Origin of the sequence: Bacillus sp. FSL M8-0063, assembly GCF_038005545.1 — a bacterium.
In the GTDB taxonomy this organism is placed as follows: domain Bacteria; phylum Bacillota; class Bacilli; order Bacillales; family Bacillaceae_G; genus Bacillus_A; species Bacillus_A wiedmannii.
Map to the genome: position 1 here is coordinate 629,580 of NZ_JBBOTJ010000001.1, position 18,838 is coordinate 648,417.

Sequence of the window (18,838 nt, forward strand, 5' to 3'; positions counted from 1 at the left end):
CACAAACATAAAGGTATAATATAGTTTAGTTAAGTTAACTAAACTATTTGAAAACGAAATAACAGCATGGAGGAAGAACGCTATGACTAAATCGTATAAAGAAGTAATTAATGAAATGAATCGAGCCTACACGGAACTCTACATTTTACTATTTCAAGATTTAAAGGATGAGTTCGGTCTTACTGGGCAGCAAGAGAGCATGCTATTTCATATTCATTTAAATGAAAACACGACAGCAAATAACATTGCGAGTACGTTTAATATAACGAAAAGTGCGGTGAGCCAAGTTTTATCGAAACTGGAAAAGCAACAGATGATTTCAAAACAAGTTAATCCGAACAATAAAAGGGAGTATTTCCTTACAATTGGTCCAAACGGTAGTAAGTATATAGAGCAATTGGCAAAGTTAGATGATGTATTAATTGAAAAATACTTCTCAAAAATTGATATCAATGCCTTAGAGCAAATGACGGATACGTTAACAAAAATAAATAAAGTGATATTGGAAGAAAAGCAGAAGGATCTTGAGTCTAATGAGTAAGAAGCAAGATGAAGCAATTAGTAGAAAGGAGGAGAAGCGTGTGATGAGTTACATACCAAATATGATTACGATAGCAAATTTTGTTTGTGGACTTTTGGCTATTCACGCTGTTTTCGTTCACGATATGTATGGTGCAGTTATGTTCATTATTACAGGTATGGTATTCGATCTTTTTGATGGCATGATTGCTCGGAAACTAGATGCTGTTTCGGAAATAGGCGGAGAGCTAGACTCATTTGCGGATTTAGTGACCTTCGGTGTAGCACCATCTATTCTTGCATATAGTGCCTCGTTAAAAGAGTTGCAGTTTATTGGGATGATATGTGCGCTTGCTTATAGTATTTGCGGAATGCTGCGGCTTGCGAGATTTAATACACAACAAAGCAAACTCCCAACATTCATCGGAATGCCCATTCCATTTTCGGCAATGTGTCTCCTCATTTTATGCCTCCTACATAATCCAGTTTCCGTGGCATTTGGCACATGCGTACTCGCTTATTTAATGGTGAGCAAAATCAAATTCCCCCATTTTAAAAAAGATATATCGGAAAGCTTGAAGTCCGAAAGATGGGATTGATGATACGGTATTATAATGAGAAAGATAAAGGAGCATAACATGATTCGTATGGCATTAAGATTATTTAACATACAAATATATTGTTTGCTAGGCGTGATGTTACTGGGATGGTTGATGACACCTTTCCGAGCCCAGTTTATAGGGATAAGCATTGGCCTTTTAGTTAGTATGTACTGCGCCTGGATTTTAGGAAGGCGTATTGAAAAGTTCGGAGATAGCATTGTAAAAAAAGAAAAAGCACCGATGCTTGGCATGATGAATCGGTTTGCAGCCGCAATACTCGGTGCGATTATTATGTATGAAATTGAACACCATGAATTCATGTGGACATTTGCCGCTGGAATTATGGGTGGGTATTTCTTGGTTATTGTTAATTTGGGGTATTATAGTATGAGGGATGCGGAGGAATAGATTAGTACATTTTAAATTAGAAATTAACCTCCGCCTCAAGCATGGAAAGATATACTTGAGGCGGATTATTAACACTTACAATAAATTTCTCCCAAAATAAAACAATGAAAGCAAGTACTCCATTTTGAGTATGTTCTATAAAACTAGCTCTTCTTATTTTTTATTTTTTTAAACATAAATTTGTAAATTAACCATGTAATAATGATTACCACAGGAGTAATTAATGCACCGTTAAACATTTTTTTTGATATGTATAACATATTTAAAATTAATAAAGAAATTATTGTAATGATCATATTATATTTTGAAAAGGTTTCTACAAATTTAGAATGTGCAAATAACTTTTTGTATATAAAGTAAAAGATTACAAAAAGGATTGTTGTTACTAAACTAAAAACACTAATTTGAAGATAAAATATAACTATTAAATTTGTTATTGCTATTATCATTAACCAAAAAATTATAAAAAAATTAGATAATACTTCTACACTTACTAATAGAGCTCCTAGTGTTGCAATAAAAGCAGCAATTTTATTTGAGGAATCATCTTTGTTATTAGAAGAATTTTGTCTATTCATGAATAAAAATCAGCTCCAATTTAATTTCAACGATTGTTAAGTAATTGATTTATTTTTTGCTCAAACAGGACATCATTGAGATTCGTTAATGATAATGTTCCATCATTTTGTTCATTTTGAGAAAACAACCATTGTTTTCCTTTGGTTTCAATAATAAAGAAGCCATTATCAGAAGTGATTTCTTTATTATCTTTTGTTTCAAGTTTTATTATGCTATATATATTTTTTGTTGTTTTTAGGTCTTGTATGAATTCTTCTGCAGATTTTATATTAAAATCATGAGCAGTTAAAATTTTAATACTTTCTTGAGAGGGTAGTGTTATTAGTTTTTGAATGTTTTTTATTAAGTCAGTAGATATTGATCCATACTTTTTATTTTGCAAATGATCTTCTTTAATTGTAAGTTGTAAAAGAGTCTTTGATTCTACATATAATTGCTCATTGTTTATTTTTTGTATTTGATGGGTAATACCATTTAAACTTTGATATCCAATAATTGTTTTATCACTAAAATAGATATTTCCAGTTGTTGTTGTTGTTGTTGTTGTTGTTGTTGTTGTTGTTGTTGTGATTGCTCTTGTGCACTTTTAAATTTATTTGCTGTTTCTTCTAATAGCTCAGGTGTTACTAAAATTTTCAACTTTCTTTATCCCCCTTAAATAAGATAATCATTTATATATGAAAAAAATTCCATATATAAATGATTATCTATTTTATATTATCAGAATTTCGTTTTGTGTGGAATTGTATTATGTGGTTGTTAGGCTTTTTTTAACTAGGTGCATATAAAAAACAAGATGGGAACCTAGAGTCCCACCTTGTTTTATCACCAATTACCCACTCCAACATCGGACTTCACCCACTTCACCCAATCCAAATCCTCTACCTTAAGCAAACTGAGCGAAACACCTTTCGTATCTAAAGAAGTTAGAAGGGTAACAACTTTTACGAATGTAACTTGTAATCCTTCAAGCTCACATAAACGGCGAATATGGTTTGCGAAAATGTATTGTTCCATTAATGGCGTTGTGCCGAGTCTGTTAATGAGGATGGCTAAGTTGTCCCCTTTTCTCCAGTGATAAATGCTTTTTAGTTTATTCATTAGTTCGATTGCTAATATTTCAGAAGAGGACAGCGCTTCTTTACAGTAATCTTTTTCAACACGAATACCGACAACGCAAAAGACTTTATCAGCGTTTTTAAAAGCAAGGAAAGTAGCTATTTCAATAGCTTTTGTGTTGTATGAAATTGAACACCATGAATTCATGTGGACATTTGCAGCTGGAATTATGAGTGGGTATTTCTTAATTATTATTAATTTAGGTTATTACAGTATGAGGGATGCGAAGGAATAAAGTGCTGTGTAAATCACTAATTTGGATGTGAAAACTTTCCTTTATAGAGAGCTTTTTATTACAAAGAAAAGACACCCATATAAGAGTGTCTTTTCCGATAGTTTTTTAGCAGAAGCAAGAAGCTCCAACAATGATCAATAAAATAAACAATACAACTAGTAAAGCAAAGCCGCCGCCACAATTACTACTACAACTACCACCAAATCCCATAATAGTTCCTCCTTTAATAAGAGGGGAAAACAAGGGGTCACTCATGTATTTTAATGGATTCAATTTACTTTATGTTTTTTACACAATAATTGAGCAGGTCCTTTTGAAAATAAAGAAAAGACACCCTAAGGTGCCTTCCTCCGACTTGAACCATCTTAATTTTAATAATATTGGACTCCCGTCCGAATATTATTTTACCATGTTAAGTTGTTTTTGGAAATATTTCATATCGATAATTGCAATACACGTTTTAGTTTTTGAATTATGTATCTGTCTAAACGTTGAAATTAATAAAGGAACGACATACTTGAGGGTTTTTATCCCGCTTTAATGGGCAGTAAGACCCCCACCTCAAAATTTAGCGAAAGCAAAGAATTTAGGTGGGGGATCAACTGCCCATAAAAGTCCGATTGGTTCAACTAATAATCAGTGGGGGATGAAGAAAACCCCCACTGATTAAAGTTTCACTTTATGAGTGATTACAATCATACCATTAAAAAGAACCCCATAAATGATAAACCATTCCACTAACAAAAAACACTAATCCTAAAAATAAAACAATTAAAGCAAGTACTCCATTTTGATTATGTTCCATAAAATTAGCCCCTTTTAGAATTATTTTTATCCCGCTTTAATGGGCAGTAAGATCCCCACCTCAAAATTCAGCGAAAGCAAAGAAGTTAGGTAGGGGATCAACTGCTCATAAAAGTCCGATTGGTTCAACTAATAATCAGTGGGGATGAAGAAAACCCCCACTGATTAAAGTTTTACTTTATATACAAAAAAGCCTTTAGTCGTAATTATGGCTAAAGGCTTTGAGCGTTATACTTTTTAGTTAATAAAATCTTATAAGAAGAATTTATAATGTTTTTTATCGAATTTGGAACTGGCAATGTACTAGCTTGATAATGAAGCCTGGCTATTAGAATTGAAAAATTTTAGTTTTATTATAATTAATAGAAATGAGATTAGTGTGAATATAAATCCGCTCCAAATAAGCTGGTGAATACCTAAGTTTGAAATGAACCAGCCTCCAATAGTAGTTCCTAAAGTAATTCCGAGATTTGAGAACGAAACGAATAGACTGTTACCAAATTCGGGTGCTTCTTTAGCTTCACTTATTAACCATGTTTGACCAACAATTAATCCACCAGCATGTACGATTCCCCAAATGAATACTATAAAAATCATGGGAACAAGGTAGGAACCTAAATAATAAACCAATATGTAAACAATAGAATATAGAATAGGGAATGATATTACAGTGTTGATTATGCTTTTTTGCAGAAGACCACCAAATAAATGATTACCTAAAATCATAACTATACCAAATATGAATAGCATGATACTGATGAGAGATCCATTCATAGAAGTTACTTTTGCAAGGTACTCAGCGAAGTAGCTGTATACGGAAAACATGGCTGCAAAAAGGAATGTGACGGTTAAAATATTTAACCATAATCCTGGTTTTCCGAGTATACGAATTTGTTTGCCGAAAGACATTTTTTCTTTAACAGGCATAGAAGGAAGTAGGAGTAGTATTCCAATGAATGCAACAGTGTTAACGAATGCTCCGAATAAGAAAGCCATTTCGAGTGAAAATTGGTCTGCAAGGTAAGAGGTTAGTGGTACACCTAAAGCAAAGCCAACAGTAATTCCCATGAAAACTTTTGTAACCGCTTGACCGCTCTTTTCTGGAGGGACAAGTTTAGCAGCTGTTACAAGAGCGATTGAAAAGAAGAGTGGATGAAGCGCTGCCGGTAAAATACGAAAAATAAGCATGATTTCAAATTGCGTTGTATAAGCGTAGATTAAATTTGAAATAACAAATATGAAAATTGCTGTTAATAAAATTATTTTGCGATTCATACTAGAGACGAGCAGAATTAAGAACGGACCAGAAATAGCAACAACTAGTGCAAATATACTTACTAAAAATCCAGCTTGTGTAGTTGAAATTCCGAATTTTTCAGTGATTTGTGGTAATACGCCGACAATACCCATCTCGGTAGTAATAATTCCGAACACACCTATTGCGAGTGTCAGAATAAGTAAAGGATTTACTTTTTTCATTTATTAAACTCTCCATTCGTATCAGTATTTTGAAAGTAAATTCATTAACAAAGAAGCATTATTATAAGCATGATTGGATGCCAATATGATCAGGCGTATGTAATTTTAAATACAATAACAGATATCTAAATAACTAGATATGATATGTTAAAAAAATTTCTCCTTTCGATGTTTCTTGCTTTTATAGGCAGTGCAATTTATACAAAAGTCATTGGATACCTGTAAAAAGCAGAATGTATGAAAGCTAATAATCAATTAGTATGTTGATTATTAGCTTTCATTTTATAATTCGTTTTGGACGTATTCAGAAAACTTTCGTATTGTTTTTTCATTTCGACGATAGTAGGTCCATTTTCCAATTCGATCAGACTCTAGTAAGCCTGCTTTTTTCATAGTTAATAAATAACTAGAAATAACCGATTGGGCTAAGCCAGTTTTAAGCTGGATATCTCCTACACATACGCCAACTTGAAAGTTAAGGCCTTGTTCTAGATAAGGTTTTTCATCGAAATGGTTTTCTGGATTTTTCAACCATGATAAAATTTGACATCTTGTTTCATTTGACAATGCTTTATAAATTAATAAAGGTTCCATAAGGATATTATATCTACTTTTATAGATTTGTAAATGGGTTTTAGTGATTTTAAGGAAATAAGGTATAGTTGATCCCCTTGAATAGGAATAAGGTGCTCTTGATCTGTACCCTTTGTAAAGGACATTCTAAAAAAGTTAGGCAACCTAAAAAAGATGATTTCTGTATGCAAACAGGAGTCATCTTCTTTACATTCTATTGATAGAAAGAGTGATTATAGTACGTCATATATTTCTTAATTTCATGTGTTAACTGAACAAACGATTCACATGGTTATATACTACAAGGGTTGCATGTGAAGATTTAAGAAAAATTTTATATTTACCCCACTTTTTATTTTAAAAGTTTTTCCTATCCTATAAACAAGTTACATCAAGAAGGATACTAAAAACGACAAAGTCATAGATGAAATTGTAAAGTTAGGGGATTCCACATGCATACAGAAGTTTGGATGAGTTATTTGTATACTTATTTCTTTACTATTATGTTTTGTATTGTGTTTCAAATTGGATGTTATTTTAAAGCGAAAAACAATATATCTATTCTGCATTTTCTATGGGTATATGTTTTTCTATTCTACCTTTCGCTAGTGTATAAGGTGACGCAAATCGCGACTGTATGGGATATAAGTAGATATGAAACGTGGATTCGTGTAAATCAAATTAACTTGACTCTATTTGATACGGCAGGTAGTACGACGTATCTTTTGAATATTGTACTGTTTATGCCGTTCGGTTTTTTATTACCGGCTATTTGGCCACAGTTTAGAAAAATGAAAAACACAGTATGTGCAGGATTCTTTTTTTCATTGGCAATTGAGTTAAATCAATTACTAAATAATAGAATTACAGATATTGATGATCTATTTACGAATACCCTCGGGGCAATTGTTGGGTATGTAATATATAGAGTTTTATTTAAAATGTTTAAAATGATATGTAAAAGAGAGGGAAAAAAGCTTGATACGAACTCTTCTTTAGTCATAAAATACGAAGCTATTTTTTGTTTAGTGTGTTCATTTGTAGGTGCGATGTTCATTTATTATCCTGGAGACCTGTAAGCTTCCAATAAGATGGTTGCGATCTCGTTTATAAAATGATTCTAGTATTTCTTCCAATCAGCACAAGATTCTCTCTATACGCTATTAAGCTATTCAGCAGACTGTAAGATTATCAGTAATCGTACTGGTGGGATTGAAATAAAAGCGGACAGTTTCTATCCAAGCTTTTCATTTATGTATGATGCGCAAGAATTATTTATTATTGGTGGAGAAGAGAAATGGTCTGATACCTATTATATAAAAAGGTTTTTCCATCTTGAGCAGATTACAGATGAGCTAATTATTGATTTAAGAAAATGAGAGACGAGAAGGAATAAATGAATAAACCCTCAAGTATAGAACGATATACTTGAGGGTTTTTATGTATGAAGAATGCTTTTCTATTTTTCCCTAGAATGAACAGTAATGTATAATCTAATTACTTAATGTAATAAGGAGGCAGTAAAATTTGAACAGGAAAATTTGGTTTGTATTTACTTTTTTTGCTCTTTTAGTAACTGGCTATGTTGTTGTCCAATATTTTATTATGGATGGATTTCAAACAGGACTTGTAAAAGCGAAGCTTATGTTTGGATCTAAATTAAGTGCGTTCTGGTATATGATGCTATTTATACATATTACAACTAGTATAGTAGCATTAGTAACTGGCCCTTTTACATTATCCACTAAATTTAGAGAAAAGAATATCAACCGTCATCGAATAGTTGGGAGAATCTATATGTTTGGTATATTATTAGGAGGCGTTTCTGGACTGTACCTATCCTTTTATGCTACGGGAGGGTTGGTAGCGAAGTTAGGTTTCGGTTTGTTATCCGTATTTTGGCTAACATCAGCATATCAAGCATTAAATAGAGTTAAGAATAAAAAAATTAAAGAGCATCGGAATTGGATGATTAGAAATTATTCTTTAACCTTTGGAGCAGTTACATTAAGAATTTGGCTACCGTTGTTTATCGTTCTATTTGGAATAGAGCGGTTTGAACTTAGTTACGCTATTATTGCTTGGTTAGCGTGGGTACCCAATTTAATTGTTGCAGAATTATTCATAAGAAAAAGACTTAATAAAGGAAAATACGAAGGAAATGAGGATTTACATTTTTAATGTAAATTTGCTGTAATATTGAGGGCAGAATTTTTTTTATAGCTGAATTACATACAAAAATAGGATGGCCCATTGAAGCCATCCTATTTTTATTTGTATTACCAACTAGCAGTTTCCGTATTTTCCTTCAACCACTGCACCCAATCCGAATCCTCTACCTTAAGCAAACTAAGCGAAACACCCTTCATATCTAAAGAAGTTAGAAGGGTACCAGCTTTTACGAACTCCACATGTAAACCTTCCAGCTCACATAAACGACGAATGTCATTTGCGAAAATATATTGTTCCATTAATGGAGTTGCGCCTAGTCCGTTAATGAGAATGGCGAAGTTGTCACCTTTTCTCCAGCGATAAATGCTTTTTAGTTTGTTCATTAGTTCGATCGCTAATATTTCAGAAGAGGATAGTGCTTCTTTACGGTAGCCTTTTTCGCCGTGGATACCGACGCCATAAAAGGCTTCATCGTCGTTTAATGTGAATGAAGCTTTTCCTTTCACTGGATCGTTTGCAGGTGAAAGGGCGACTCCTAATGTGTGTAAGTTTTCGGCGATAGAACGGCCGAGTGTTGTTAGTTCATCTAAAGAGTGACCTGCAAGAGCGGCCGCACCGAGTATTTTTTGAACGAAAACAGTACCAGCGACGCCACGTCTTCTTTTATTAAACGAAGCATCATCTTCAATTGAAACGTCGTCATTTACGATGATGTGATCAATTTGTCTTCCTTCTTCTTTTGCGATTTGTTCTGCCGCTAAAAAGTTTTCTACGTCATCTTTAAAGTTTTTTATGATGAATAAAATACTTTTATCTTTGGGCATTAAGCGAGTTGCCATTGTAATTTGTTCCACTGTAGGCGGAGTGAAAATACAGCCATTTACTGCCGCCGTAAGCATTCCGTTTCCTACATAACCAATATCAGCAGGTTCGTGTCCACTACCACCGCCGCTTATAATGACAACGTTTTGCTTCATTTTTTCGATATCTTTTACATAAATGATGTTATGTGTTTCGTCGTAATTTACTTTGTCGTTATGTTCAAAATAAAAGCCATGCATCATATCTTGAACGATATTTTGTACATCATTCATAATCTTTTTCATTGCTTTTGCCACCCTTTAATTACTTTGCCGATTGCTCCAGTAATAGTAGTAATTGATTGTTTATCATATTTTTCATGAGTGAAGACATAATGGACGGATCTACTTCGCATTTGCTTTCAATCCAATCTTTAATCGTTCCAACGAAGCCGTGACTATAAAAAGAGGCAATCGTATTTTTCGTCTCATCAGAAAGGCTGAATCCACAGCTCATCGATAGTTCATCAATAATCTTCATATATAAGTTTTTCGTATGCTCAAATAAATAGTGATTAAACGAGTTTTGCTCAATGACTTTAAAAGCATTTCGGTAAAATTTTTGATTTTCATAAAAGTAATCAAATAATAAATCGAAAATATTTTCCCACGTTTCATAGTCGAGAAAGTCGATAATGTTTTCTTTCGTTTCTTCTCTATAAATCCAGCTTAATAGCTCAAATTTATCTTTAAAATGATAATAAAAAGTTTGCCTACGCATTTGACAGTGTAACATAATATCGCTCACTGATATTTTATGAAACGACTCTGTTTCCATTAAATACTTCAATGAATTTGCGATTATCTTTTTAGAAATTATAGAAGAGGTCATCTGAATCATCCCTAGAATGTTAGTAATATGAAAATCCTACCTACAAATGAGAGCGGTGTCTTTAGACAGATTGTCCATTTTGTCCGTTTACTATAAAACGCTTTCATTTTAACATGGATAGTAAGAAGAAGATTTCAAATATATCACAATATATTAAAGGAATTGAGGGAGAATCACAATGAAAAAGATTATAAACAAACCAGAAACATTAGTAATGGAAATGTGCAACGGAATGGTTATGGCTCATCCAGAGCTTGAGCTTTTGAAAAAATATAAAGTCATTAAGAAGAAAGAAATGAACGAAAATAAAGTAACGTTAATTAGTGGCGGCGGTAGTGGTCATGAGCCAGCACATGCAGGATTAGTCGGAAAAGGAATGTTAGATGCGGCAGTGTGCGGAGATGTGTTCGCGTCGCCTTCACAAATTCAGGTGTATCAAGCGATTAAAGAGACAGCTAGTAAAAAAGGTACGTTATTAATTATTAAAAATTATAGCGGCGATATTATGAATTTCAAAAACGGAGCACATTTAGCGACGGAAGATGGAATTGAAGTTGACTACGTAAAAGTGGATGATGATATTGCGGTAGAAGATAGTCTATATACAGTAGGACGCCGCGGCGTTGCGGGCGTTATTCTCGTTCATAAAATTGCTGGCGCAGCAGCGGAAGCAGGTATGGATTTAGGAGCGGTGAAAGCTGTCGCAGAAAAAGCAGCGGCTAACGTGCGTACAATCGGTTTAGCGTTGACGTCTTGTACAGTTCCAGCGAGCGGATCACCTACTTTCACACTTGCGGAAGATGAAATGGAATACGGCGTAGGTATTCACGGCGAACCAGGAATTAAACGCGAAAAAATGTTGTCAGCGGATGAATTAGCTAACCGTATGACAAATGATTTAATGAAAGATTTAGGAGTAAAAGACGGCGAAGAAATTGCGCTTTTAGTTAACGGTTTTGGCGGAACACCACTGCAAGAACTTTACTTATTTAACAACGCAGTTACGAGAGAACTAGCTGCTAGAAGCATTAAAATAAACAGAGTATTCGTTGGCAACTATATGACGAGTATCGATATGGCTGGTATGTCTTTAACAGTAATGAAACTAGATGATGAGCTAAAAACATTACTATCGAAAGAATGTAATACACCAGCGTTTAAAGTAGATGGACCAGTTGAAAGTGTAGAGTACGTGAATGTACTTGAAGATGTAGAAGAGAAAGAAGTTTCCTTCGAAATAGAAACAGCGGAAGAGCATGCTGTTATAAAAGATAATGTCATTACATTAAACAACATGATCTATCTCGTTGATAAAATGAGTGACGTTATTATTAAAAACGAAGTACCGTTCTGTGAGTTAGATACACATGCGGGTGACGGCGACTTCGGAATGAGTGTTGCAAAAGGATTTAAGCAACTAAAACGTGAGTGGCATTCTATTGTAGATCAAGAGAACGTAACGATCGGATCATTCCTTGACGGCTGTTCAATGATTATTATGGAACATTGCGGCGGCGCATCTGGTCCAATTTGGGGCGGAGCATTCCGCGCAGCTAGTAAAGCAGCAGGCGAAAAACGTGAGTTAACAGTGAAAGAATTCGCTGAAGTGTTGCAAGCAGCACTGCAAGGCATACAATCTATCGGTGAAAGATCATTCGGTAGAGGAGCAGTAGTTGGTGACAAAACACTTGTTGACGCACTTGCTCCATGTGTAGACTCTTGGTTAGCTAGCGCTTCAAACGAAGAAGATATGAAAATTGCCTTTGAGAAAGGAGCAGAAGCAGCAGTTAAAGGAGCAGAGTACACGAAAGAAATCGTTGCTCGCATGGGCCGCGCCGGTACAGTTGGTGAAAGAAGTTTAGGCTACCCAGATGCAGGTGCACATGCACTTGGAGTTATCTTTACGGAGATTGCGGGTAGTTTGAAATAGAAATTAGAAAGTCCCTCTGTCTTAAGGCGGAGGGACTTTTATATAGTTGGTAGAAGACTACTTTCGGGCTCTCTCTGTAAAATATGAGTTTGTTAATGTTTTTGATAAAATCTTATTTCAAAACTACAACTAATATTTCTCAACATTAATATATTGAAAATAGTTAGAATATTTAAGATAATCATTTATGAAGCAATATATTATAAAAAAAGGGGGAATTTATTTTGTTACGTCGCTTATCTATTTGTACTTTATTAACAGCTTTTATGTTTACTTTGTTTACATTTAACGGCTCTGCTTTTGCGGCTACGAATACTACTGAAAATAAAACTGTAGTAGCAGCTTGTGCAAAGGGAGGTACGGTAGGTGTATATGGTGCAAAGATGCGCAGTGGTTACACTGTTGGATCACCTGTCTTACATACATTTAATGATGGTGCGAAAATTACTGGAACATGGGTAACTGGTGAATATGTTCAAGGTCATTACAGTAATTCTAAACAGTGGTTAAAAGTTACATATAAAGGGATGACAGGTTATGTATCCCATACAACATTATATAACGTTTGCTCATAAAACTATGTACTATAATAATAACTCTGGATAAAAAGAACTAATCTCTTTTAGGGATTAGTTCTTTTTATCCCTTTTAAAATATCCACATTTAACCAATTCAGTGTATAGATAACCATTTTTTTCTAAGGGTTTATTGGATTAATAGTTTTAATGTTAGTTGTTAATTAGTATGGGGAAATTTATCATGCAATGAAGAGTGAGAAATCAAGAATTATAAAAAATTATAGTATCTTTGATTTATATGTTTATTTTTTATATAGAAACGAATAAGGGACAGAAAAAGTTATAAGTTTAAAGAGTTGAAATGGTGAAAGTGTATTGAGAAATTTTTTTGAAACAATAATATTCAGAAAATTAAATGTTTTATAGGTTTATTTTTGTTATTATGTTAGTAATCTATAGACAAAGGAGAAGGATCTATATGAGTGTACATGCAATAAAAAAGGAAGAAATCACTTTACTTTTACATGAGTGGTATCGAGAAATTCGTTCACAGAATTTCGTTAAGGCAAAGGAATTAAAACAAAGTATTGATACAAAAATTAATAGTATGGAAGAAGATCAAAAGAATACAGAGTTTTATTCACTTTTAGATTTTAGATTTAAAATGTTAAGTGCAGAGTTTTATCCCCATCAATCTGACATATCTAAGAATGATCTAAGAAAAATGAAGTTAGATGAAGCGCCATCAGATCAATCTTTATTATATTATTACCATTTCTTTAAGGCTTCTCATGCTACGGTAAACGGTGATTTTAAAGTGGCTGAAAAGCATTATGGAATAGCAGAATCTTTATTGGAAAATATTCAGGATCCAATCGAAAAAGCAGAATTTAACTTTAAGCTATCTAGCTACTATTATCATGTTTGCCAGCCTATTTTAGTTATTCAATATGCAACTAGAGCAAGAAATACATTTGAAGGGCTGTACGGGTATAGTAGGAAGGTCGCAGCATGTGACAATGTTCTTGGGTTAGCATGTGTAAAGCTAAATGAATTTGAGCAGGCAGAAGTTTATTTTATGTCGTCTCTGGATATTTTGAAAAAGCAAAATGAAGAGGAGTTAATGTTACGAGTTCGACATAGTTTAGGGGTTATGTATGCAGAGCAAAACCTATCTGATTTAGCACTTCGTTATTTATCAGAAGTATCACAAAAAATCCCGAATCACTTTAGAGCGATTTTTTTGGAAGCTAGAGAGAATTTAAAGTTAGGAAAAACAAAGCTTGCAGCGTCTTTAATTGAAAAAGGATTAGTAATCTGTAATGAACTAGAACAAAAAGAATATGAACATCATTTTAAAATTCTAAAGGGAATGAATGAGAATGTTTCTGCTGAAGAATTAGAGTTAGCTATTTCTAAAGGAATTTCTTTCTTTAATGAAGTAGGTTTATGGCAATATGTCCAGGAATATGCTGAAAAGTTAGCGGTTAAATATCATAAAGAAGGAAATTCAATAAAATCTAGTGAATACTTCTATTTAGGATATAAAGAAAAAGAAAAAGGTTTTCAGAAAGGGGCTTTAAAATGAAAAGAATCATAAGCAGCTCAATTGGATTAATAATTACGGTCATACTATTAAATGGAGTAAATGCTCCAACAGACCAATCAAAGGTTAATACAACAAACGTTATACAATATACGCATGGAGAGCCGTGGGGCTGATGGAATATTGAAGTATAAAGAGTTGTTAGATCAAAGTGAAGAAAAAGTAATTATTAGGTATTATATAGATGAAACGCTCAAATGAGCGTTTTTTTATTTTATAATCAGATGATTTATTTTCATATGTACCGCAGTAAAAACTTATTCCTGACTTAAAAAAGAGCCTCACCGGAATGGTGTTTTTTATACGATTATCTATTCTTGGATATTATAAATAGCATCTATATGAACTTATTTTTTATTAAAAATAATAGAGTTTTTCAACAAGGTATTTCCTTTGTGGGAGAAAATGGTCCCAAATTCTTTTAGTTAAAAGCTCATGTCTTAAATCGATTCATATTTGAGGTATGACGAATGCGAAAAATGAAAAACACGAATCCAATCGTGATAAAAGTTTGGAACTAGATAATGAATAAGGCACATAAAGAAAAGGTACCCATATATAGGTACCTTTTCTAATAGTTTTTTAGCAGAAACAACTACATCCGATAATGATTAATAGAATAAATAATACAACTAGTAAAGCAAATCCTCCAGCGAAACCGCAGCCTTCGCCGCAACTACCACCATATCCCATAATAATAGTGCCTCCTTTAGATAAGAGGGTAAAACTAGGGTTCATTCCATAGATTTTAACGGGTTCACTTTACCTTATGTTTTAAAGAATGAATTGAGCAGGTCCTTTTGAAAATAAAGAAAAGACGCCATTAGGCGCCTTCCTGTTAGGTAGATAAGACTTTAGTTTTCCAATCTAAAGAAATTTTGTATCAGCTCTTTGTGAGTATATCATAATATCTGATTGATTTATTATGCATTGTTACATACTTTTCTAATACCCTCTATTTTCCATTTGATAAAATAAAATCCCAATATTACCAAAAAATAAATAAATATTTCTACATATTCAAGATATTTATAAAAATTACAAAAGTGATACATTTAAGTTGTAAGCTATAAAAACTATTAAAGGGGGATTTATTATGTTCAAGAAATTAGTAGTGGGAGCATTGGCAACTGGTATTGCATTAACAGGAGGAATTGGGGCAGCTTCGGCTGATACGCAAAAAGCTGTGAACTCTCCGAAGCAAGCAGCATGCTCAATTCCTTATGAGTATTCTAATGGTAAATTCAAAAGAACTCTTTATTACTCAAATGGAGTATATGCTAATAGTTTTAATGAAAATGTTTGTGGCGGGACGATTACGTGGTATTTAAAACATGTTCAAAATGGAGTTGCTTTTTACGAAGGTAATTTAAAATAGTAGATTTTTTGAACCTCATTTATTGAGGTTCTTTTATTTTTAGTTTTTAAACTGATTCTCCATAAAAAAGGCACTCAAAGGTTCTTTCCTCCGATTGAATATTATTTTATTATGTTAAACAATATGGGACATTGAGCAATATGATTCAATCCTATTATTAATCAACTTTATAGAAAGGTATGTTCAAGCGTTGTCATAAAGGCTAGGGGATTTATTAAATAGAAATAATTAGTGGTAATATAAAGTGTTTTTTACCTAATAAACCTTTTGAATTCTAAATATTAACTCCAAAGTAATTCATTTCATAAATTTTAATTTTTTGCTAACGCTGTTATTATTTTATACATTATTATTCCAATAAGCGTTGTGTTAATTAGTTATTTTCTGATAATATCTCTGTGTGTTTTACTCTAATAATTATAAAAAGGTGGTGTTTTCTTTATGTCAAACATGTTTCATAAAATTGGTGATGCGATTGAAAGGAGTATGTATTTTAAATCTTGTTTTTATATCTTAACAGGGGCTCTGCTTATTTATATTGGTTACATTGTAGGTAAGTGGGTGGGTTCTGCTGTATTTTAGAGTGAAAAATGGAATTTAATCAAGAAAAAAGAATTTTTTCAAAAGGTGTATTAATATAAAATTAATATTACTTAAACGTAATATAATTAACTTAAGAATAATAGATATCGTTATGAATTCAGTATTAAAAAAAGAAATGCCTAATTTAGCAGTATAAAGTAATAAGGAATTAAAAAACATTGATGTTCATGGTGTCTACAGCAGTTTTTTTACTGGTCACTTTACTGTGTATTACGTTATATTTTAAAACACACGATAAACGTTTTATGTATCTTGGATATGTATCATTATTTTTAACTTTTTTTGTTATTGGTACTTTTTTATAATTAAATGTCCAGTGGTTTATCACAAATTAAATTAAGAAGAGCATATATAAGAGAGAAAAGGCATTCATAAGAATGCCTTTTCTTTATCAATAGCCCGAGGAGAAGAGAATATACAGATTTTGATGTGGTACTTCTTGAGCAAATAGTTGTAATTCATCAGATACAGAAATAGACATACAAAAACGCCATCTTTTCCTATGATTCTACAGAAAGAATTAGGATAGAAGTAAAGCAATTTGGTTATAAATGATATTTTCGACATGATACAATAGACCCTTTTATATATCCGCAAGTAAAACAACATAATATTAATACGGAAAAATATAATAATATGAGTTTTTGCATATTTCGAAACTTAATATATCCTTCAAAAAATTTTAATAGTATAATATGTTTTGTCATATTATTTTAGATTTTTCGACAAAATATAAAAATAGAGAACGTATTGGGAGAAGGAATTATGTACACAAAACTATTAAAATCAATTACATCATTAACGCTTATTGGTGGCGCTTTATTATATACAAATGGCAGTGATGTGAAAGCTGCTGAGGCAGGTATTTTTTCTGATGTTCCTACATCGCATTGGTCGTATCCCGCAATTAAAGATTTAGCGAGTAAAAATATTATTTCCGGTTATGGAAATGGAATATTTGGTTTTGGAGATGTTGCGACGAGAGAGCAAGTTGCAGCTTTAATTTATCGTGTGTTAGTACCGAATAAGCAAGGTGGTACGTTCAGTAATGAAGGTGCTCGTTACGTATTAAAAGATGGATCTACTTTAAATAATCCGTATCGAGATATTCGCTCAGGTTCAACATTGTTTCCAGAAGAGGTTTTAACGTTAACGAAATTAGGGGTTTTTAAAGGTGATGCAAACGGTGGATTTAGACCGAAAGACTCTGTTAGCCGCGCAGAAATGGCACAAATTCTTACAAACGCTTTCCATCTTTCTGCGAAACAAAAGCATACATTTAATGATGTTCCAAGTGGTTATTGGGGTGAAAATGCAATTAGTGCGGTGCAATCAAACGGGATTGCTTCTGGTACAGGCGAAGGGGGATTTGAGCCATATAGCACGGTAAAACGTGAACAATATGCACAGTTTTTATATAATACTTTGAAATATAAAAAGCCTGAAGTTGCGGTGCAAAATACAGGAGATGCGGCATTATTAGCGGCTTTTAAAGATGAAGTGCAAAAGCGTATTAATGCGTATGAAACGAATATTACACTTCCATATAAAACGAAAAATAGTAATCATGAAGAAGTAATGAAGACACTTTTCAACGCCTATAAAGAAGTCGCAAGTAAAAATGAGTATACAAATTATAATAGATCGAATGTTTCATATGGAATTTCTGGATCACCTGGAAATTATACGTTTACGTTAAAGATTACATATCGTGAAACGAAAGAACAAACGGAATATGTAATGAAGCAAGCAAAGGCAATTGTTTCTTCTATTACGCAAGTTGGAATGGATGATCACGAAAAAGTGAAGGCGATTCATGATTATGTCGTAAAGCATATTTCTTATGATACGTCTTATAAAGCTTACACAGCATATGAAGCACTCGTAAATCGTTCTGCAGTTTGCCAAGGTTACGCACTATTAACCTATCAATTATTAAAAGAAGCTGGAGTTGAGAATCATTTTGTAGTAGGAACTGGAGATGGTCAGCCTCATGCTTGGAATTTAGTGAAAATCGAAAACAAATGGTATCACCTTGATACAACATTCGATGATCCGATACCAGATGAACAAGGCCGCGTAACATATTCTTATTTCAACTTATCAGATGAGCAAATCGCAAGAAATCATGAGTGGAACAGAAGTGATTATCCGCAAGCTACAACAAATTATTATAGTACATTAACAAATAAAATTGCGGCAGGTAGTACGAAAATCCCTGCATATCAGCAAATATTAAAAGATACAAAGTTAAATTATTTAGGAAATGAATACATCGCAAACAACTATAATGAATTCAAAAATAAAATGCAGCAACGTTATAACGAAAAGTCACCAAAGATTGAAATTCTTTATAAACAATCAATGGATGGCGCATTGCAAGATGTGAAAAAAGTAATTGGAGAAATTGGTTATCCACAAGGGGCGAACCGTGTTTCTTATAAAGCTGAGCCGTATAATGCGAAAGAAGGATATTCTTTAGTGACGATTACGTTTATGTAGTGAGAATGAGAAAAAGCATCTGTTTCAGATGCTTTTTTATTATTTTAGTTCGACAAAATATGACAAAGGAACATAGCTACATCTGTTATGATGACTTTGGTAATTTTACATTTTGGAGG

At 33.0% G+C, this 18,838-nt stretch carries 21 protein-coding genes and 4 pseudogenes; 14 read left to right on the forward strand and 11 right to left on the reverse strand.

The genetic code is table 11. From position 1 onward, the window contains the following. Positions 1–82: 82 nt before the first annotated feature. From MKX31_RS03145 to MKX31_RS03155, 3 genes are read left to right on the forward strand one after another with little or no spacing between them, the layout of a single operon-like run. Entirely contained in the window at positions 83–541 is a 459-nt protein-coding gene (locus MKX31_RS03145; protein WP_064473772.1) for a MarR family winged helix-turn-helix transcriptional regulator, read from the forward strand. Beyond that, a complete protein-coding gene (gene pssA, locus MKX31_RS03150) occupies positions 534–1,118 on the forward strand; it encodes a CDP-diacylglycerol--serine O-phosphatidyltransferase (RefSeq protein WP_242289846.1) in 585 nt (194 codons plus the stop codon). Before MKX31_RS03145 ends, pssA begins: the two co-directional genes overlap by 8 nt. A 39-nt stretch (positions 1,119–1,157) precedes the next feature. Continuing rightward, a complete protein-coding gene (locus tag MKX31_RS03155; RefSeq protein WP_242289845.1) occupies positions 1,158–1,529 on the forward strand; it encodes an ATP synthase subunit I in 372 nt (123 codons plus the stop codon). A 143-nt stretch (positions 1,530–1,672) separates the two neighbouring features. Here the strand turns inward: MKX31_RS03155 and MKX31_RS03160 are convergent, their stop codons facing one another. The 4 genes and pseudogenes from MKX31_RS03160 to MKX31_RS03175 all read right to left on the reverse strand — a co-directional run. Further along, positions 1,673–2,107, reverse strand: a complete 435-nt coding sequence (locus MKX31_RS03160) for a hypothetical protein (RefSeq protein WP_098275371.1) — start codon at positions 2,105–2,107, stop codon at positions 1,673–1,675. Between the two features lie 26 nt (positions 2,108–2,133). After that, a complete protein-coding gene (locus MKX31_RS03165; RefSeq protein WP_340979947.1) occupies positions 2,134–2,490 on the reverse strand; it encodes a hypothetical protein in 357 nt (118 codons plus the stop codon). 92 nt (positions 2,491–2,582) lie between these two features. Then, on the reverse strand, positions 2,583–2,747 hold the full coding sequence (locus MKX31_RS03170; protein ID WP_340979949.1) for a hypothetical protein: 165 nt from the start codon (positions 2,745–2,747) through the stop codon (positions 2,583–2,585). 186 nt (positions 2,748–2,933) lie between these two features. Continuing rightward, a pseudogene (locus MKX31_RS03175) lies at positions 2,934–3,305 on the reverse strand (dihydroxyacetone kinase subunit DhaK); the annotation flags it as partial. 37 nt (positions 3,306–3,342) lie between these two features. Between MKX31_RS03175 and MKX31_RS03180 the strand changes: the two are divergent. Beyond that, positions 3,343–3,462, forward strand: a pseudogene (locus MKX31_RS03180) (ATP synthase subunit I); the annotation flags it as partial. Positions 3,463–3,567: 105 nt separating this feature from the next. Here the strand turns inward: MKX31_RS03180 and MKX31_RS03185 are convergent. The 4 genes and pseudogenes from MKX31_RS03185 to MKX31_RS29205 all read right to left on the reverse strand — a co-directional run. Continuing rightward, positions 3,568–3,672 (reverse strand): YjcZ family sporulation protein, encoded by a 105-nt coding sequence (locus MKX31_RS03185; RefSeq protein WP_075310385.1) that lies wholly within the window; start codon positions 3,670–3,672, stop codon positions 3,568–3,570. Positions 3,673–4,569: 897 nt separating this feature from the next. After that, positions 4,570–5,745 (reverse strand): MFS transporter, encoded by a 1,176-nt coding sequence (locus tag MKX31_RS03190; protein ID WP_340979951.1) that lies wholly within the window; start codon positions 5,743–5,745, stop codon positions 4,570–4,572. 282 nt (positions 5,746–6,027) lie between these two features. Continuing rightward, a complete protein-coding gene (locus tag MKX31_RS03195) occupies positions 6,028–6,339 on the reverse strand; it encodes an ArsR/SmtB family transcription factor (protein ID WP_064473777.1) in 312 nt (103 codons plus the stop codon). Between the two features lie 193 nt (positions 6,340–6,532). Next, a pseudogene (locus MKX31_RS29205) lies at positions 6,533–6,610 on the reverse strand (TetR family transcriptional regulator); the annotation flags it as partial. Positions 6,611–6,770: 160 nt separating this feature from the next. On the opposite strand from MKX31_RS29205, the gene MKX31_RS03200 reads away from it, so the two are divergent. The 3 genes and pseudogenes from MKX31_RS03200 to MKX31_RS03210 all read left to right on the forward strand — a co-directional run bounded on the left by MKX31_RS03200 (position 6,771) and on the right by MKX31_RS03210 (position 8,499). Further along, a complete protein-coding gene (locus MKX31_RS03200) occupies positions 6,771–7,397 on the forward strand; it encodes a VanZ family protein (protein WP_064473778.1) in 627 nt (208 codons plus the stop codon). A 45-nt stretch (positions 7,398–7,442) separates the two neighbouring features. Further along, a pseudogene (locus MKX31_RS03205) lies at positions 7,443–7,697 on the forward strand (hypothetical protein); the annotation flags it as partial. Between the two features lie 148 nt (positions 7,698–7,845). After that, a complete protein-coding gene (locus MKX31_RS03210) occupies positions 7,846–8,499 on the forward strand; it encodes a DUF2306 domain-containing protein (RefSeq protein WP_098103358.1) in 654 nt (217 codons plus the stop codon). 98 nt (positions 8,500–8,597) lie between these two features. Here MKX31_RS03210 and dhaQ read toward each other — a convergent pair whose 3' ends face one another. Together dhaQ and dhaS are read right to left on the reverse strand one after the other, a co-directional pair. Beyond that, positions 8,598–9,596: a DhaKLM operon coactivator DhaQ gene (dhaQ, locus tag MKX31_RS03215; protein WP_064473779.1), complete on the reverse strand. Its 999-nt coding sequence runs from the start codon at positions 9,594–9,596 to the stop codon at positions 8,598–8,600. 19 nt (positions 9,597–9,615) lie between these two features. Further along, positions 9,616–10,182, reverse strand: coding sequence for a dihydroxyacetone kinase transcriptional activator DhaS (gene dhaS / locus MKX31_RS03220; protein ID WP_000204216.1), 567 nt, complete (start codon positions 10,180–10,182; stop codon positions 9,616–9,618). A gap of 178 nt (positions 10,183–10,360) precedes the next feature. On the opposite strand from dhaS, the gene dhaK reads away from it, so the two are divergent. The 4 genes from dhaK to MKX31_RS03240 all read left to right on the forward strand — a co-directional run bounded on the left by dhaK (position 10,361) and on the right by MKX31_RS03240 (position 14,352). Continuing rightward, a complete protein-coding gene (dhaK, locus tag MKX31_RS03225) occupies positions 10,361–12,112 on the forward strand; it encodes a dihydroxyacetone kinase subunit DhaK (protein WP_098103360.1) in 1,752 nt (583 codons plus the stop codon). Positions 12,113–12,336: 224 nt separating this feature from the next. Next, on the forward strand, positions 12,337–12,687 hold the full coding sequence (locus MKX31_RS03230; protein WP_000946188.1) for an SH3 domain-containing protein: 351 nt from the start codon (positions 12,337–12,339) through the stop codon (positions 12,685–12,687). A 421-nt stretch (positions 12,688–13,108) separates the two neighbouring features. Continuing rightward, positions 13,109–14,218 (forward strand): response regulator aspartate phosphatase, encoded by a 1,110-nt coding sequence (locus MKX31_RS03235; RefSeq protein WP_340979959.1) that lies wholly within the window; start codon positions 13,109–13,111, stop codon positions 14,216–14,218. Next, entirely contained in the window at positions 14,215–14,352 is a 138-nt protein-coding gene (locus MKX31_RS03240; protein ID WP_000821340.1) for a Phr family secreted Rap phosphatase inhibitor, read from the forward strand. The genes MKX31_RS03235 and MKX31_RS03240 overlap by 4 nt, the downstream gene beginning before the upstream one ends. A gap of 466 nt (positions 14,353–14,818) precedes the next feature. On the opposite strand, the gene MKX31_RS03245 is transcribed toward MKX31_RS03240, so the two are convergent. Continuing rightward, on the reverse strand, positions 14,819–14,929 hold the full coding sequence (locus tag MKX31_RS03245; protein WP_000540371.1) for a YjcZ family sporulation protein: 111 nt from the start codon (positions 14,927–14,929) through the stop codon (positions 14,819–14,821). A 403-nt stretch (positions 14,930–15,332) separates the two neighbouring features. Here MKX31_RS03245 and MKX31_RS03250 point away from each other — a divergent pair, with 403 nt between their 5' ends. From MKX31_RS03250 to MKX31_RS03260, 3 genes are all read left to right on the forward strand, one after another. Next, complete coding sequence (locus tag MKX31_RS03250; RefSeq protein ID WP_064473783.1) at positions 15,333–15,614, forward strand: LCI fold-containing protein; 282 nt, start codon at positions 15,333–15,335, stop codon at positions 15,612–15,614. 441 nt (positions 15,615–16,055) lie between these two features. Beyond that, entirely contained in the window at positions 16,056–16,196 is a 141-nt protein-coding gene (locus tag MKX31_RS03255; RefSeq protein WP_170957612.1) for a hypothetical protein, read from the forward strand. Between the two features lie 786 nt (positions 16,197–16,982). Next, positions 16,983–18,719 carry an S-layer homology domain-containing protein gene (locus tag MKX31_RS03260; RefSeq protein WP_088047896.1) on the forward strand — a complete coding sequence of 579 codons (1,737 nt, stop codon included), beginning with the start codon at positions 16,983–16,985 and terminating at the stop codon, positions 18,717–18,719. The last annotated feature ends 119 nt before the right edge of the window (positions 18,720–18,838 follow it).

Excerpts from the sequence above, each read along its gene's own strand:
- MKX31_RS03145 (WP_064473772.1), top strand. The coding sequence starts at position 83 with ATGACTAAATCGTATAAAGAAGTAATTAATGAAATGAATCGAGCCTAC.
- pssA (WP_242289846.1), top strand. The coding sequence starts at position 534 with ATGAGTAAGAAGCAAGATGAAGCAATTAGTAGAAAGGAGGAGAAGCGT.
- MKX31_RS03155 (WP_242289845.1), top strand. The coding sequence starts at position 1,158 with ATGATTCGTATGGCATTAAGATTATTTAACATACAAATATATTGTTTG.
- MKX31_RS03160 (WP_098275371.1), bottom strand. The coding sequence starts at position 2,107 with ATGAATAGACAAAATTCTTCTAATAACAAAGATGATTCCTCAAATAAA.
- MKX31_RS03185 (WP_075310385.1), bottom strand. The coding sequence starts at position 3,672 with ATGGGATTTGGTGGTAGTTGTAGTAGTAATTGTGGCGGCGGCTTTGCT.
- MKX31_RS03190 (WP_340979951.1), bottom strand. The coding sequence starts at position 5,745 with ATGAAAAAAGTAAATCCTTTACTTATTCTGACACTCGCAATAGGTGTG.
- MKX31_RS03195 (WP_064473777.1), bottom strand. The coding sequence starts at position 6,339 with ATGGAACCTTTATTAATTTATAAAGCATTGTCAAATGAAACAAGATGT.
- MKX31_RS03200 (WP_064473778.1), top strand. The coding sequence starts at position 6,771 with ATGCATACAGAAGTTTGGATGAGTTATTTGTATACTTATTTCTTTACT.
- dhaQ (WP_064473779.1), bottom strand. The coding sequence starts at position 9,596 with ATGAAAAAGATTATGAATGATGTACAAAATATCGTTCAAGATATGATG.
- dhaS (WP_000204216.1), bottom strand. The coding sequence starts at position 10,182 with ATGACCTCTTCTATAATTTCTAAAAAGATAATCGCAAATTCATTGAAG.
- dhaK (WP_098103360.1), top strand. The coding sequence starts at position 10,361 with ATGAAAAAGATTATAAACAAACCAGAAACATTAGTAATGGAAATGTGC.
- MKX31_RS03235 (WP_340979959.1), top strand. The coding sequence starts at position 13,109 with ATGAGTGTACATGCAATAAAAAAGGAAGAAATCACTTTACTTTTACAT.
- MKX31_RS03240 (WP_000821340.1), top strand. The coding sequence starts at position 14,215 with ATGAAAAGAATCATAAGCAGCTCAATTGGATTAATAATTACGGTCATA.
- MKX31_RS03245 (WP_000540371.1), bottom strand. The coding sequence starts at position 14,929 with ATGGGATATGGTGGTAGTTGCGGCGAAGGCTGCGGTTTCGCTGGAGGA.
- MKX31_RS03250 (WP_064473783.1), top strand. The coding sequence starts at position 15,333 with ATGTTCAAGAAATTAGTAGTGGGAGCATTGGCAACTGGTATTGCATTA.
- MKX31_RS03255 (WP_170957612.1), top strand. The coding sequence starts at position 16,056 with ATGTCAAACATGTTTCATAAAATTGGTGATGCGATTGAAAGGAGTATG.
- MKX31_RS03260 (WP_088047896.1), top strand. The coding sequence starts at position 16,983 with ATGTACACAAAACTATTAAAATCAATTACATCATTAACGCTTATTGGT.